Here is a 15,306-nt window from a genome sequence, read left to right on the forward strand (position 1 = left end):
AATGACGCTCGTTTCCGTCATCATTCATGATACCAGGAGCTGAGATGAGCAAGCCCTTTCGACTCGTATCAAAATACCGGCCAGCGGGAGACCAGCCTGCCGCCATCGAAGGGCTGGTTCAGGGCCTGGAAGCGGGTCTGGCTCACCAGACCATGCTGGGTGTCACCGGTTCCGGCAAGACCTTCACCATGGCCAATATCGTCGAGCGCATGCAGCGTCCGACCATCGTCATGGCGCACAACAAGACACTGGCGGCGCAACTGTATGGGGAGTTCAAGTCCTTCTTCCCCGACAACGCCGTCGAGTACTTTGTCTCCTACTACGACTACTATCAGCCCGAAGCCTATGTGCCGTCGTCGGACACCTTCATCGAGAAGGATGCCTCGATCAATGACCATATCGAACAGATGCGTCTGTCGGCTACCAAGGCCTTGCTCGAGCGACGTGACGCGCTGATCGTGGTGTCGGTGTCAGCGATCTACGGCCTCGGTGATCCGGATCAGTATCTGAAGATGCGTCTGCACTTCACTCGTGGAGAGTTGATTGACCAGCGGGGCTTTCTGCGCCGTCTGGCGGAGCTGCAGTACACTCGCAATGATATGGACTTCCGGCGTGGCACCTATCGGGTGCGGGGCGATGTCATCGATATCTTTCCCGCGGATGCCGAGGACGAGGCAGTGCGGGTTGAGCTGTTCGACGACGAGATCGACTCGATCAGCCTGTTCGATCCGCTGACCGGGGAGCTGCGTGGCAAGGTCCCGCGCATGACCATCTATCCCAAGAGCCACTATGTGACGCCACGCGAGACCATTCTCGGTGCGGTGGATCAGATCAAGGCAGAACTGGCAGAGCGCCTGGCCTTCCTGCGCAAGGAGGACCGCCTGGTAGAGGCCCAGCGCATCGAGCAACGCACGCTCTATGACATCGAGATGATGATGGAGCTGGGCTACTGCAATGGCGTCGAGAACTACTCGCGCTATCTTTCAGGGCGCGCGCCCGGTGAGCCGCCGCCGACCTTCTTCGATTACCTGCCGCCGGATTCCCTGCTGTTCATCGACGAATCCCATGTCAGTGTGCCGCAGGTCGGTGGCATGTATCGAGGGGATCGCTCACGCAAGGAAACCCTGGTCGAATATGGTTTTCGCCTGCCCTCGGCACTGGACAATCGCCCCATGACCTTCGAGGAATGGGAGTCCATCTGTCCGCAGGCCATTTTTGTCTCGGCGACGCCGGGCCCATATGAGGCAGAGCACGCTGGCCGGGTGGTGGAGCAGGTCGTGCGTCCGACTGGCCTGCTGGATCCCGAGATCGAGGTGCGTCCTGCCTCGACACAGGTGGATGACCTGTTGTCCGAGATTCGTCTGCGCACCGATGTGGGTGAAAGGGTGCTGGTGACCACCCTGACCAAGCGCATGGCCGAGGATCTCACCGAGTATCTGGATGAGCACGACATCAGGGTGCGCTACCTGCACTCGGATATCGATACGGTGGAACGGGTCGAGATCATCCGCGACCTGCGTCTCGGCAAGTTCGATGTGCTGGTCGGTATCAACCTGTTGCGTGAAGGCCTGGATATCCCCGAGGTGTCACTGGTGGCGATTCTCGATGCCGACAAGGAAGGCTTCCTGCGTGCCGAGCGCTCGCTGATCCAGACCATCGGCCGGGCCGCTCGTAACGCCAACGGCAAAGCCATCCTCTATGGCGATCGGATCACCGACTCGATGCGCAAGGCAATCGACGAGACCGAGCGTCGCCGGGAGAAACAGAAGGCCTTCAACGAGGAGCACGGCATCACGCCGCGCACCGTGACGCGTTCAGTGGCTGATATTCTCGAGGCCGCTCAGGCGCCGGGTAGCCGTCGAAAGGGACGCAAGAGCGACCGCAAGGTGGCCGAGGACAAGGCAGGCTACGATCCGACGGCAATGTCCGGCGAGGAGCTGCGCAAGGAAATGAGCCGGCTCGAGAATGCCATGCTCGAGGCCGCCCAGAACCTGGAGTTCGAGGAAGCGGCACGACTGCGCGACCGTCTCCATGAGCTGCGAGAGCAACAGTTGGCGCTTGGCGAGGTTTGATTCAAGGTCCAGCGGGAATATCCCGGTCACACTGCTCAAGCCGTTGCTCTGGAAACCGGGTGTGGTGAAGCCCACACTCTGACCGTCGTCGTCCAGATGAGGAGGGTTGCCGAATGGCAATCCTCCTTTCTCATGTTCCTATAGTTATACCGTTATCTGTCTTTTCGTCAGCCATGGTTCCACCCTGGCGGGCCTGCCGAAACGCAGAGGATGGGGTACAATATGCCACCACGAAAGCCCGGCGCCGCGGTGATCCACCGTATAGAAACGGGCTCGCCCGACCCAGCCAAGGAGTCAGCCATGACCGTGATTCGACAGGACGACCTCATCACGAGTGTCGCCGACGCTCTGCAGTACATTTCCTACTACCACCCGAAGGATTTCATCGATGCCATGGCCGCGGCGTATGAGCGCGAGGAAAACCCGGCGGCGAAGGATGCCATCGCCCAGATTCTGATCAATTCGCGCATGTGTGCCATGGGCCATCGCCCGATCTGTCAGGACACTGGTATCGTTACCGTCTTCGTGCATGTGGGCATGAATGTACGTTTCGAAGGTGATATGAGCCTCGACGACATGATCAATGAAGGCGTACGCCGCGCCTACAACTTCCCGGATAACGTACTGCGGGCCTCGGTGCTGGCCGATCCTGATGGCAAGCGCCAGAACACCCGCGACAACACCCCGGCCGTCATCCACCACAAGCTGGTGCCGGGCGATACCCTTGAGGTGCATGTCGCCGCCAAGGGTGGGGGTAGTGAGGCGAAGTCCAAGTTTGCCATGCTCAATCCGTCGGACTCCGTGGTCGACTGGGTCATGGAACAGTTGCCGAAGATGGGGGCGGGCTGGTGTCCTCCCGGCATGCTGGGGATCGGCATCGGCGGCACCGCCGAGAAGGCCATGGAACTGGCCAAGGAAGCACTGCTTGACCCCATCGACATTCAGGACCTGCAGGCTCGTGGCGCCGCCAATCGTGCCGAGGAACTGCGTCTGGAACTGTTCGACAAGGTCAACCGTAGTGGCATCGGTGCCCAGGGGTTAGGTGGCCTGACGACGGTACTGGATATCAAGGTCAAGGATTACCCGACCCACGCGGCCAACAAGCCGGTGGCCATCATTCCCAATTGTGCTGCCACTCGCCATGCGCACTTCAGCCTCGATGGATCCGGCCCGGCTGCACTCAAGGCCCCCCGACTCGAGGACTGGCCGGAGATCACCCGAGAGGCCGGAGACAACGTCAAGCGCGTGAACCTGGACGAGATCACCGCAGAAGACGTCAAGAGCTGGCAGCCGGGTGACACCCTGTTGCTCAACGGCAAGCTGTTGACTGGACGTGACGCCGCACACAAGCGCATGGTCGATATGCTGGCTAAAGGGGAAAGCCTGCCGGTGGATCTCAAGGGACGCTTCATCTACTACGTGGGGCCGGTGGATCCCGTCGGTGATGAAGTGGTGGGTCCGGCTGGCCCGACCACGGCAACTCGCATGGATAAGTTTACCCGCACCATGCTCGAGCAGACCGGCTTGCTGGGCATGGTCGGAAAGGCCGAACGTGGACCGGTGGCGATCGAGGCGATCCGCGACAACGAAGCGGTTTACCTGATGGCGGTGGGGGGTGCCGCGTACCTGGTGTCACAGGCGATCAAGGCGTCACGAGTGGTCGGCTTCGAAGACCTGGGGATGGAGGCCATCTACGAGTTCGAGATCGAAGATATGCCGGTCACGGTGGCGGTCGATAGTCAGGGGACATCGGTACACCAGACCGGCCCGGCCAAGTGGAAGGAAATCATCGCACAGACGGCTTGATGCTCTGAGCATCAGTTCGTCCGGTGTTTGACGTTACGACCCCGCCTGGTGGCGGGGTCGTAACGTTTGCGAGTATGCTGATTCGGTTGTGCCGGAGCTCGGATACGCCTTGGTGGCTCCTGTGAGGAGCTATACAGACCACGGAGTTGGTGATATTAACCCGGCCTGCTTTCATGTCGGGTTAATGGCGGCACAGGGACGTGCCGCCGTCGGCCATCAGGCCGACGCGAGACCGTACCACACCATCAGATCCGCGCATCTGCGCCAGTGTGGTGCGGACGACAATCAAATCGATCAGGATGAGCTATTTGATTGCCATGTTAATAGGTGAAACAAGGGCGCAGACAGGTTTCGGGAATAAGGTCGACAAGACGTATTCCGGCAGGATGGTTTCGGAACAGAGTACTGAAACGGCAGAGCTGAAATCGACAGGGACGGTGGAGAGGCGCAATGGCGGCATGGCTGCTTGGGTTGATGATATTTCTCGTGCATGTCGGAGGGGCCTTGTCGGCGGTACTGGCCTTGATGTCCAGTCGTACCTCCCAGGGGGCCATTGCCTGGATCATCTCGTTGGTGACGATGCCTTACCTGGCGCTACCGGCGTACTGGATCTTTGGCCGACCGCGTTTCTACGGCTATGTGTCTGCGCGAGGGCAGCGGGATACCGTGCTGCGGCGTGTCCTCCAGCAGTATCGTGACCGTTTCGATTCCCATGTCGTCGATAGTGACGACCCTGATGTCCGAGTGGTCGAGCAACTCGCCATGATGCCGATGACCAGCGGCAATCAAACTGAATTGCTGATCGATGGTGAAGCGACTTTCGACAGTCTGTTCGCCGGTATAGATTCGGCCCGCTCCTATATCCTGATCCAGTTCTTTATTGTTCGTGATGATGCCCTGGGGCGACGCCTCAAGAAGCATCTTATCGGCGCTGCTGGGCGTGGGGTTCGCGTCCATTTTCTGTATGACGAGATCGGTAGCCGTCAGCTTGGCGAAGGTTACCTCAAGGATCTACGCCTTTCCGGCATCGGGGTCAGCGCATTTCACTCGTCACGCGGTTGGCGCAATCGCTTCCAACTCAACTTCCGTAATCATCGCAAGATTCTGGTGGTGGACGGTGAGCAGGGTTGGCTGGGTGGGCTTAATGTTGGTATCGAGTATCTCGGCCAGAGTGAGCGACACGGCGCCTGGCGCGATACCCATCTCAAGCTGATGGGGCCTGGTGTGCTTGGTCTGCAGGAAGCCTTCTGGGAGGACTGGCACTGGGCGACCGGGTCAATGCTCAATTTGAGCTGGCAACCATGGGTGGCGCATGAGCAGGGGCGCAATGTGGCTATCGTTCCCTCTGGGCCAGCAGACCCTCAGGAGACCGCCAGCCTATTGATACAGCACCAGATCCACAGTGCCCGCGAGAGATTGTGGGTCACCAGCCCCTATTTCGTGCCGGATGAAGGGGTACAGGACGCGCTGCGGCTGGCCGCCATGCGTGGTGTGGATGTGAGGATCATGATTCCGGAGCGACCGGATCACCTGCTGGTATTCCTGTCCGCCTTTGCCTTCCTGCCGGCGATGCTGAAGGCCGGCATTCGCGTCTATCGCTACCTGCCGGGGTTTCTGCATCAGAAGGTCATGCTGATTGATGATCAGGCGGCCAGTGTCGGGACGGTAAACCTCGATAATCGCTCGTTCCGGCTCAATTTCGAAATCACGGCACTGGTCGCCGACAGGGCCTTTGCTGCGGAAGTTGCCAATATGCTCGAGGCGGATCTTGCCCACTGTCGCGAGGTGACGCTTCAGGAGCTGCGGTCGCGCTCCTTGTGGCGGAAGCTGATTTCGCGGGGCGCCTATCTGCTTGCACCGGTGCAGTAGAACTTGCATGGTGAGCATGGCTGCCCAGGCGAGCATAGCTGCCGGTGGGCGTGAACAAGGCTCGGAGATAGATTGATAACCTTGCTGGATCGAAACTTTGCCTACGATAGCGCCGCTGTTACAGGCATAATAACGCCCTGGAATACCTGTATGCCCTGCGAGGAGTGGTAGTGAATCTCGAGACCAAATGGCTGGAAGACTTCGTGGCATTGTCCAACACACGCAGCTTCTCCGCCTCGGCACGTCAACGTCATGTCACTCAACCCGCATTCAGTCGCCGCATTCGGTCCCTCGAGCAGGCAGTGGGCGTGACGCTGGTGGATCGCTCGACCACTCCGATCGACCTGACGCCCCAGGGGCAGCTGTTCCTTGTGACCGCGCGCAATGTCGTCGAGCAGCTCAATGAATCTCTTGGGCACTTGCGTGGCTTGTCGATGGCCAATGAGGCACTGGATATCGTTGCCGCACATTCTCTGGCGCTGAGTTTCTTTCCGCCCTGGATCTCGCGTCTACAGAAGGGGTTGGGGGAGCTTCCTACTCGCCTGATCGCCATGAACGTTGGCGAGGCCATTCATGTGTTGCGCGAAGGCAACTGTGATCTGATGCTCGCCTATCACGATCCCTATGCGACCATGCAGCTGGATGCGGAAGTGTTCCCTTCCTTTTCCATTGGCAGCGTCAAGATGGTACCGGTCTGTCTACCGGATGAGCAGGGCCAACCGATGTTTCCGCTGGAGGGTAGTGACCCTCTACCTTATCTCGCCTACACCCAGGGAGCTTTTCTCGGTCGCAGTGTGCGGATGCTGCTCAAGAACGATCCGCTGCGAATGCGCTTGCGTACTGTCTATGAGACCGCCATGGCGGAAGGGCTCAAGGGCATGATGATGCAGGGAGTCGGGATGGCCTGGATCCCGGATTTCTGTCTGCGTCAGGAGCTCAACGAGGGACGCGTGGTGCGTGCTGCCGCGGAGAACTGGGATATCCCGCTGGAAATTCGTCTCTATCGCTGCTCGCTGGTCCACAAGCCGGGCGTGGAGAAGCTGTGGCGACAGATGATGAAGTTGCCACGGGACTTTCTTGAGGCCTGAGCACTTGAGGGCTAAGGACTCGAGGGCTACATGAGCCTGAAAGCGCTGGAAGCACTCCTGCCGGCCTCCAGCGGGTTGCCATCAGCTGCGTTGATCCGCCGGTAGCCCCAGAAAGTTCTGGATGATGAAGAAGTGGTCCTCGAACAGGCTCTCCGGCTCCAGTTCCGCCAGTGGCACCCAGCGTGCGTGATCCCCACCCTTGACCGGCTTGAGCTTCGGTAGTTGCTGATCGGGACGCAATGCAAAATAGAAGGCTTCCGCCAGAGTGCGACCCCGCCAACTGCGATGAGGTTCATCGAATAACCGCTGGCCTCGCAGCGAGCCCTTGAGTACGGGTTCCGGTACCTTCAGGCGGATGCGTTCGCGCAATTCGCGCAGGCATGCATCCATCAAACGTTCCTGGGAGTTGATGAAGCCTCCCGGTAGGGCGTAGAGCCCCTTGCCAGGGGCCGAGGTGCGCTTGACCAGCAATACATGACCTGATTGTACGACGACGGCACAGACCGTGACAAAGATGGGCGGGTAGGGCGCCTGGGCCCAGGCCGACTGATACTGGTCGAGCAGTTGTTGCTCTTCGACCAGTTGACGAAACGGCAGGTCATTCATGAAGTCGCGCAGACAGGCGACCACGGGTGGTGGCAGGTCGTGGCTGGCATTGGTGCTCAGGTATTCGATCGCCGAGGCGTCGGATCGGAACAGCCGTTGACGAATCTGGCTGGCCGAGATGGCCTCGACAAGAGGAACGCTGACCGACTCCCACTGAGGGAAGAGTGACAGGAAGTAACTGGATTGCCCGCGACTGGCACCAATCAGGCCGATGCGGGGCAGACGAGCATGCTCCGGGTGTGCCAGGTCACGTACCTTGCGCTGGACATCGTGTACCCAGACGTCATCATTGTAGAGAGCATCCAGCAATGGGACGATTTCGAGTCGTGCATTGTCTTCGTCATCGAATGCGCTACGTACCATACTGCGGCGTTCATCAAAGCGCCATGGGTTACGTAGTGAGCGCGCCTGCCAAGCCGACCCGACCAGCACAATCACCTGGCGGGCTCGCTTGAGAGCGGCGCGGATTACGGCAAGGTGGCCGAGGTGCGGCGGCTGGAAGCGTCCGATGAATACCAGACAGTCAAAGTCGCTGTCGGCCCCAGTGGGGTCTTCCACAGATGACATTCCATGCTCCTCGGTTCAAGACGCCGCCATTATGGTGGTGCCATGCACACTGTGCAATGTGCACAGTTGTTCGTTGTGACGCCCAGTGGTGCCTGGTTTCGCTATAGTGGCGCTCAGTTTCGTTATGCTGTACCCAGACAAGAATGGATGAGGGAACTTCATGATCAAGGATGCAATAGGGTTCTGGTGGAGCGTGCTGCGCAACGCTATTCAACTGTGGCTGGAACGCAATGCCTTCAGCTACGCCGGTTCACTGGCCTTCTATACGCTTTTTTCCCTGGCACCAACGGTGATCATCGCGGTGACGGTAATCGGCTTGGTGCTCGGTGAGGATGCGGCTCAGGGCGAGATCTTCGCGCAGCTCCACAGCGCCATGGGGCCGGAGGCGGCCAGGGCCATCGAGCAGGCAGTCGCCCAGTCGAGCATTGATCAGTCTGGTCTCCTGCCGACACTGCTCGGGTTTGCCACTCTGGCGATAGGTGCGACGACGGTCTTCGGGCAAATGCAGTTCTCGCTGAACACCATCTGGGGAGTAACGGCTCGACCCAACAGCAATAGTCTACTGTTGTTCCTCAAGAAGCGATTGCTGTCCTTGACCATCGTATTGTCCATTGGCTTTATCTTGTTGGTGTCGTTGGGACTGGGGGTGTTCGTACGTGCGGCATTGCGTGCAGCCCACGACATCCTGCCGTTCGTCAGCCTACTGACCAAGGGGGCGGAATTCCTGGTGTCGCTGGTGGTGATTACGGCCTTGTTCGCCACCATCTTTCGTGTGCTTCCCGATGTGGTGCTGCGTTGGCGTGATGTCATTGTCGGGGCCGCTGTCACCGCAGTGCTGTTCGCAGTGGGGCGCTCGGGAATCGCCATGTATCTGGCCTACACAGCCACGGCCTCGACCTATGGTGCAGCGGGGTCGGTGGTCATCGTATTGCTGTGGGTTTACTACTCATCATTGATACTGCTGTTTGGTGCTGCCTTCACCAAGAGTCACCTGGTACAGCGACGCAAGCCGATCATCCCGCGCAACAGCGCGGTACTGGTCAAGCAGGAACTGGTTGATCAGGCCAGCATACGAGAGCAGTTATCCGCCGAGGAGCGCCGTGAGTATGATGAGGAACGGCGGAGTCGGGTGCGGGCCGCTGCCGAGGAGGCCGGGGAGGTCGAAGCGGGTGTCGAGGTTCATGGTGACGTGGGTGCGGATGAGGCCAGTCAGAGAGCCGAGAACTATGCTGATGTCAGTCCTGATGAAGAACGGCAGGGTGATGCAGAGACCGATGGCAAAGCTGCGGCAAGGGAGCGGTGAGGGAGGTTGAGATGTATTGCGTCAATGTGCTGGTGAGTGGCCTGGTACAGGGTGTCAGCTATCGTTGGACCACTCGCGAACAGGCTCGGCAACTTGGCGTGACCGGACATGCCATCAACCTTGAAGATGGGCGTGTAGAGGTGCTGCTGTGCGGCGACCAACCAGCTGTCGAGCAGATGGCTCAATGGTTATGGCGGGGCCCTGATGCGGCCAGAGTCACCTCGGTAGAGGTCATGGCCGTGCACCTTGATTGCCCGCCTGCTGATTTTACTGTTGGCTGATCTACTGCGGGGCCCGGTAGACAACTCGTATTACAGAGCATGAAACGCAGACCGCCGGCCTGGAGCCGGCGGTCTGCGTTGATATCCAGCTTGGGGTGTGGCCAGGACAGGGTGTGCTCAGAATAGTGTGACTCAAGCGTGGGCACTCAAGAAAGAGTGTCGGCGATCCAGTTGCTGACGGCATCGCCATCAACGTCCAGGCACACGGTCTGTTCTGGTGTCAGCGACCAACGGTCTTCGATGAACAGCCTGCCCAGCGGTGCGAACAGCGTCTGTCCTTCCGCGGGTCCTTCCGTGACCACATGGAGATGTCCCTGGTCCGTGGTAAAGAGTTCCGGGCGTACCAGCCACGCCAGCGCCACACTATCATGCGGGCAACAGCCATCGATGCCCAGGGCGCCGCGGTAGAACTCGCGGTAGAAGGCATAGCTACCTGCCAGTACCTTGCCCAGTTCGCCTTGAGCAGATTCGATGCGTGCCATGTGCTCCGGTGTGAGCACACAGCGGTGGGTAACATCCAGACCCACCAGTGTCAGCGGCCATGCTGCGGTCAGGACACGCTGTGCGGCATGCGCATCATTGAAGATGTTGGCTTCGGCCACCGGTGTCACATTTCCGCCTTCGCGAATCGAGCCCCCCATGATGATGACGTTCTTGACCTTGCCGGTAATGCTCGGGTCAAGCTGTAGGGCTGCGGCCAGGTTGCCCAGCGGGCCGACCGCCACCAGACTGACTTCGCCAGGGCGCTGGTTGACAGTGTCGACGATGAACTGTGCTGCATTGCGTGGATCGGGCTGGGTGGTGACTTCCGGCAGCTCGATATTGCCCAGGCCGTTGTCGCCATGGATATGCTTTGGTGCCGGGTGACGAGGTTTGACCATCGGGCAGGCGGATCCGCGGGCGACAGGAATGTCGGCGTCCGCCAGTTGTGCCAGCAGTAGGGCATTGTGGGTGGCGGTCTCGACATCGACATTGCCGAAAGTCGTAGTCATACCGAGCAGCTCGATATCGGGGTGGCGCAATGCGATGGCAATCGCCTGGGCGTCATCGACGCCGGGGTCGGTATCAAAGATGATGGGGTGGCTCACGTATGGCTCCTTATGCTGGCCAGGACCTGTTCGACTTCATTGCGTCGAGGAATGCTGTGGGCGGCGCCTTCACGCTGAACGCCCAGCGAGGCGGCAGCGGCGGCCAATGCCAGGCAACCTGCCACTCCAGCGCCTTCCTGCACGGCGGCGAGGTAATAGCCAATGAAGGTATCACCGGCGGCAGTGGTATCTACTGCTTCCACCTTGATGGCGGGCTGGAAATGGCGTTGTCCCTTGAACTGATACCAGGCGCCATCGCCTCCCAGGGTCAATACCATCTGGCATTCCGGTAACCGGGCATTCAGGGCGGTGAGCAACTCCTCGGCGCTGGCATCTTCAGCGACGCCGGCCAGCCAGGCGGCTTCGCCCTGATTGACGAACAGCAGATCGCAGGACTCAAGCGGAAGATCGAGCACGGAGTTGGTCATGGGCGCAGGGTTGAAGGCGACCTTGAGTCCAGCCTGGTGGGCCAATTCGATGGCGTCGGAGAGGGCGCTGCATTCATTCTGCAGCAGCAACCAGTCACCGGTAGTAGCGCCGGCAATCATTTCGGCCAGTTCCTTGCGACCGCAGATGTGATTGGCGCCGGGGAACAGCAGAATGCTGTTCTCGGCCTGATCATCGACCTGAATGATCGCATGACCGGAGGGGCCGCTGGTCTCGAGAACACCTTCGACGTTGACTCCGGCTTCGTCGAGAAGGTCTCGGGCCCAGAGATCCCTGGTATTGAGGCGTCCCCAGTGAGCGACCTGACCTCCGGCCCGGGCCAATGCCAGCGACTGGTTGGCTCCCTTGCCTCCCAGACCGACCTGGTAGGCGTGGCTGGCGAGTGTCTCACCTGGTCGGACCAGGTGGGGAACACGATAGACATGGTCGAGGTTGATCGACCCGTAATTGTAGAGCATGCGATTTCTACCTGGCATACGAATGACGAGAGTGACGGGCACCCAGGTGCGAATTACAGCGAAGCGCACACGGCATGATCATGTCGTGCGACATTTCACCGAAGACTGAACTCAAGCGGTAGGCGCAGTATCGGAATCTCCATCGCCGCATGCAAGCGATGGTCAGTGAATTCTCCATTTATACCGTTATCTTTTATTGATGGATCAATAATTTCAGCTGACCTGTTGGAAGAACTCCTTCAGAAATCGTTGCAGCAGGTTCTCGTTCGGGCACCAGCGCAACTGCCAATACTCGAACGAGAGAAGACTCACGGGTCAGGGATGAGCTGCGCGCTTCAGGTTCTCTGCTGTCAGTTGAATGATGTTCTGCCGTGCTTCAGGAGTGATCCAGGCGCTGTGGGGCGTAACGATCAGGTTCAATGCAGGATCCACGCTCAGGGCATCGATCAACGCATGTCCGTCGCGGGGAGGCTCGCTCGGTAGTACATCCACGGCCAGGCCGCCGAGTCTGCCCGCCTGAAGGGCAGCGAGAGCGGCGTCCTCGTCAATGACACTTCCGCGTGCGCAGTTGATCAGCAATGCGTTGCCCTTCATTCGTTGCAGTCGTTGTTGGCCAACCAGGTGCCGTGTCTGCTCGGTCAAGGGGCAATGCAGGCTGATGATGTCTGCCTCGGGAAGCAGATCGTCCAGCGCCGGTCGAGAATCGTTGGCCTCGTTGCCCGGACGCGCGGCAAAGTCGACCCGCATGCCGAAAGCTTCGGCGAGACTGGCAACCTTTGAGCCCAGTTCGCCCTGGCCAACGACGACCAGTCGTTTGCCTTCCAATTGCAGTGTGGTGTGACTCATCAGGCAGAAGAAGGGGCTTTGTCCCCAGTCACCCGAGGCAACATCCCGCTGATAGAGTGGTAGACGAGTGGCCAGAGCAAGAATCAGCATCAGAGTGTGCTGTGCGACACTTGCTGTACCATAGGCACTGACGTTGTCGACTCGGATGCCCAACTGGCGAGCGGCCTCCATGTCGATGTTGTTGGTGCCGGTGGCCAGCACGCAGATATGCTTGAGGGACGGCAGGGCCGCCAGTGTCTCGCCATCGAGTACAACCTTGTTGACCAGCACGACTCCAGCATTGTGCAGACGCTGACGAGCCTCTTCCGAGGTACTGGTGGCAAATACCTCGAGTTCACTGACATGGGCACGGATTGGTGTGAGGTCGATATCCGGTCCGAGACTATCGGCATCAAGCATGACGGCTTTCATCGCTTCTCCTTGCTGGGCGAGGGAATAACGTTGTCAGGGGTGGGACTGTCGGTCATCGACAGGCTATAATATGGCGCTTTGGCCCGGGCCTGGAATCTATAGGGTCTGGAATTCATGGACTTGGAATCTATAGCTTCCGGCCCTATATCGCACATCGGGTTTCATTATCCTTCTTTGGCTCCGAGGCGATTGGAGATTTTTACCATGCCCATCTACGAGTATCAGTGCAAGGCTTGCGGTCATCGTCTGGAAAAACTGCAGAAGATCAGTGCCGCTCCCCTGACCGATTGCCCTTCCTGCGACGCGTCCGAGCTGAATCGGTTGGTGTCGGCTGCTGGCTTCCGCCTTGCTGGAGGTGGCTGGTACGAGACCGATTTCAAGACCAGCGGGAAGAAGAATCTGGCAGGTGACAGTGGTTCCGGCAGCTCCAGCGCTTCACCCGGTGATGGCGCAGCTGCCTAGATTGTGCACATGAACCAGGTTGTGTACGAAACGTCGACCTTCTGAGTCGATTATCCGCATTCTTTTATTACGCAAACAGACAGGACGAAACATGCGCAGCCATTATTGCGGCCAGCTTAACGAAACCCTGGTGGACCAGACGGTCACCCTGTGCGGCTGGGTTCACCGCCGCCGTGACCACGGTGGGGTTATCTTCCTCGACCTCCGCGACCGTGATGGTGTCGCCCAGGTCGTGGTTGATCCCGATACCGCCGAGGCCTTCGCCAACGCCGACCGCGCTCGCAGTGAGTATGTGCTGCGTATCGAAGGCCGTGTGCGGTTGCGCCCTGAAGGTACCCAGAACCCCAACATGCCTACAGGCATGATCGAGGTGCTGGCCAAGCAGGTCGAAGTGCTCAACACCGCTGCGACACCTCCCTTCCAGCTTGATGAGCACGGCAAGGTAGGCGAGGAGGTTCGCCTCAAGCATCGCTATATCGATCTGCGTCGCCCTGAGATGCTCGACAAGCTACGTCTGCGTTCGCGCATTTCCCACAGCGTACGTGCCTTCCTCGAGGGCGAGGGTTTCCTCGACATCGAGACGCCGGTGTTGACTCGTGCGACGCCGGAAGGTGCCCGCGACTATCTGGTACCCAGTCGTACCCATGCCGGCAGCTTCTTTGCGCTGCCCCAGTCACCTCAGCTGTTCAAGCAGTTGTTGATGGTGGCCGGTTTCGACCGTTACTACCAGATTGCCAAGTGCTTCCGTGACGAGGATCTGCGCGCCGATCGTCAGCCGGAGTTCACCCAGATCGATATCGAGGCATCCTTCGTCGAGGAAGCCGACATCATGGGTGTCACTGAGTCGATGATCCGCTCCTTGTTCAAGGATGTCCTTGGCGTCGAGCTGGGCAACTTCCCGCGCATGACCTGGCATGAAGCGATGCAGCGCTTCGGCTCCGACAAGCCGGACCTGCGGATTCCGCTGGAGCTGGTGGATGTCGATGACCTGATGAAGGGCGTCGACTTCAAGGTCTTCTCCGGCCCGGCCAATGCTGATGATGGTCGCGTTGCTGCGCTCAAGGTCACTGGCGGTGCCAGCCTGTCGCGCAAGGAAATCGACGAGTACACGAAGTTCGTCGGTATCTATGGTGCCCGTGGCCTGGCATGGATCAAGGTCAACGAGCGCGCCAAGGGCATCGAAGGTCTGCAGTCGCCGATCGTCAAGTTCATGGAAGACGTCATCGAGACCCTGCTGGATCGTGTCGATGCGAAGGATGGTGACATCATCTTCTTCGGCGCCGACAAGGCACGTATCGTCAACGAAGCGCTCGGTGCGTTGCGTGTCAGGATCGGTGAGGATCTCGACCTCTACACCAGCGAGTGGTCACCGCTGTGGGTGGTGGATTTCCCGATGTTCGAAGCTGATGACAATGGCCGCCTGAGCCCGCTGCATCACCCCTTCACATCGCCGTCCTGCAGCCCGGAAGAGCTCAAGGCCAACCCGGCAGAGGCGCTTTCCCGTGCCTACGATATGGTGCTCAACGGTACCGAGCTGGGTGGCGGTTCCATCCGTATCCACGACCAGGCCATGCAGAAGGTAGTGTTCGAGATTCTCGGCATCGCCGAGGATGAGGCCCGCGAGAAGTTCGGCTTCCTGCTCGATGCTCTGCAATACGGTGCGCCGCCCCATGGCGGACTGGCCTTTGGCCTCGACCGCTTGGTGATGCTGATGACCGGTGCGCGCACCATTCGTGAGGTCATTGCCTTCCCGAAGACCCAGAGCGCCGCCTGTCTGATGACCGATGCACCCGGCGAAGTCAGCGCGGATCAGCTCAAGGATCTGAATATCCGTCTGCGCCAGAAGGTCAAGACCGAAGACAGCGAGTGATACCTTGCGGGCCTCGGGACATCCTGCGGCCCACATTTTCACTCCAGAGACACAACAGCCCCGCTATTCGCGGGGCTGTTGTCGTTCAGGGCTCAGTCTTTCAGAACCGGTCTTTCAAATCCAGTCTTCCAG

13 protein-coding genes are annotated in these 15,306 nt (G+C 59.4%); 9 read left to right on the forward strand and 4 right to left on the reverse strand.

Going from position 1 to position 15,306, the window contains the following annotated elements; translation table 11 throughout:
• The first annotated feature begins 44 nt into the window (after window positions 1-44).
• The 5 genes from uvrB to BUE38_RS03900 all read left to right on the forward strand — a co-directional run bounded on the left by uvrB (window position 45) and on the right by BUE38_RS03900 (window position 6,835).
• Window positions 45-2,072 (forward strand): excinuclease ABC subunit UvrB, encoded by a 2,028-nt coding sequence (gene uvrB, locus BUE38_RS03885; RefSeq protein ID WP_073433652.1) that lies wholly within the window; start codon window positions 45-47, stop codon window positions 2,070-2,072.
• Between the two features lie 300 nt (window positions 2,073-2,372).
• Complete coding sequence (locus tag BUE38_RS03890; protein ID WP_073433653.1) at window positions 2,373-3,878, forward strand: fumarate hydratase; 1,506 nt, start codon at window positions 2,373-2,375, stop codon at window positions 3,876-3,878.
• A 184-nt stretch (window positions 3,879-4,062) separates the two neighbouring features.
• The gene (locus tag BUE38_RS22860; RefSeq protein WP_159438845.1) at window positions 4,063-4,209 is read left to right on the forward strand and encodes a hypothetical protein; all 147 of its coding nucleotides are present in this window, start codon (window positions 4,063-4,065) and stop codon (window positions 4,207-4,209) included.
• A 119-nt stretch (window positions 4,210-4,328) separates the two neighbouring features.
• Window positions 4,329-5,747, forward strand: a complete 1,419-nt coding sequence (gene cls / locus BUE38_RS03895; RefSeq protein WP_073433654.1) for a cardiolipin synthase — start codon at window positions 4,329-4,331, stop codon at window positions 5,745-5,747.
• 170 nt (window positions 5,748-5,917) lie between these two features.
• Window positions 5,918-6,835, forward strand: a complete 918-nt coding sequence (locus BUE38_RS03900; protein ID WP_073433655.1) for a LysR substrate-binding domain-containing protein — start codon at window positions 5,918-5,920, stop codon at window positions 6,833-6,835.
• A gap of 81 nt (window positions 6,836-6,916) precedes the next feature.
• Here BUE38_RS03900 and BUE38_RS03905 read toward each other — a convergent pair whose 3' ends face one another.
• A complete protein-coding gene (locus BUE38_RS03905) occupies window positions 6,917-8,008 on the reverse strand; it encodes a bifunctional nicotinamide-nucleotide adenylyltransferase/Nudix hydroxylase (protein WP_073433656.1) in 1,092 nt (363 codons plus the stop codon).
• Between the two features lie 160 nt (window positions 8,009-8,168).
• On the opposite strand from BUE38_RS03905, the gene BUE38_RS03910 reads away from it, so the two are divergent.
• Together BUE38_RS03910 and BUE38_RS03915 are read left to right on the forward strand one after the other, a co-directional pair.
• A complete protein-coding gene (locus BUE38_RS03910) occupies window positions 8,169-9,311 on the forward strand; it encodes a YihY/virulence factor BrkB family protein (RefSeq protein ID WP_084541695.1) in 1,143 nt (380 codons plus the stop codon).
• A gap of 11 nt (window positions 9,312-9,322) precedes the next feature.
• Window positions 9,323-9,592: an acylphosphatase gene (locus BUE38_RS03915; RefSeq protein ID WP_073433657.1), complete on the forward strand. Its 270-nt coding sequence runs from the start codon at window positions 9,323-9,325 to the stop codon at window positions 9,590-9,592.
• Between the two features lie 146 nt (window positions 9,593-9,738).
• On the opposite strand, the gene BUE38_RS03920 is transcribed toward BUE38_RS03915, so the two are convergent.
• The 3 genes from BUE38_RS03920 to BUE38_RS03930 all read right to left on the reverse strand — a co-directional run bounded on the left by BUE38_RS03920 (window position 9,739) and on the right by BUE38_RS03930 (window position 12,842).
• Window positions 9,739-10,680 carry a nucleoside hydrolase gene (locus tag BUE38_RS03920; protein ID WP_073433658.1) on the reverse strand — a complete coding sequence of 314 codons (942 nt, stop codon included), beginning with the start codon at window positions 10,678-10,680 and terminating at the stop codon, window positions 9,739-9,741.
• Window positions 10,677-11,585 (reverse strand): ribokinase, encoded by a 909-nt coding sequence (locus BUE38_RS03925; protein WP_073433659.1) that lies wholly within the window; start codon window positions 11,583-11,585, stop codon window positions 10,677-10,679. The genes BUE38_RS03920 and BUE38_RS03925 overlap by 4 nt, the downstream gene beginning before the upstream one ends.
• Window positions 11,586-11,900: 315 nt before the next feature.
• Window positions 11,901-12,842: a D-2-hydroxyacid dehydrogenase gene (locus BUE38_RS03930; protein ID WP_073433660.1), complete on the reverse strand. Its 942-nt coding sequence runs from the start codon at window positions 12,840-12,842 to the stop codon at window positions 11,901-11,903.
• 204 nt (window positions 12,843-13,046) lie between these two features.
• Between BUE38_RS03930 and BUE38_RS03935 the strand changes: the two genes are divergently transcribed.
• Window positions 13,047-13,304 (forward strand): FmdB family zinc ribbon protein, encoded by a 258-nt coding sequence (locus tag BUE38_RS03935; protein WP_073433661.1) that lies wholly within the window; start codon window positions 13,047-13,049, stop codon window positions 13,302-13,304.
• Between the two features lie 91 nt (window positions 13,305-13,395).
• Window positions 13,396-15,174 (forward strand): aspartate--tRNA ligase, encoded by a 1,779-nt coding sequence (gene aspS / locus BUE38_RS03940; protein ID WP_073433662.1) that lies wholly within the window; start codon window positions 13,396-13,398, stop codon window positions 15,172-15,174.
• The last annotated feature ends 132 nt before the right edge of the window (window positions 15,175-15,306 follow it).

The sequence above is a fragment of the Halomonas cupida genome, assembly GCF_900142755.1.
GTDB lineage: Bacteria > Pseudomonadota > Gammaproteobacteria > Pseudomonadales > Halomonadaceae > Halomonas > Halomonas cupida.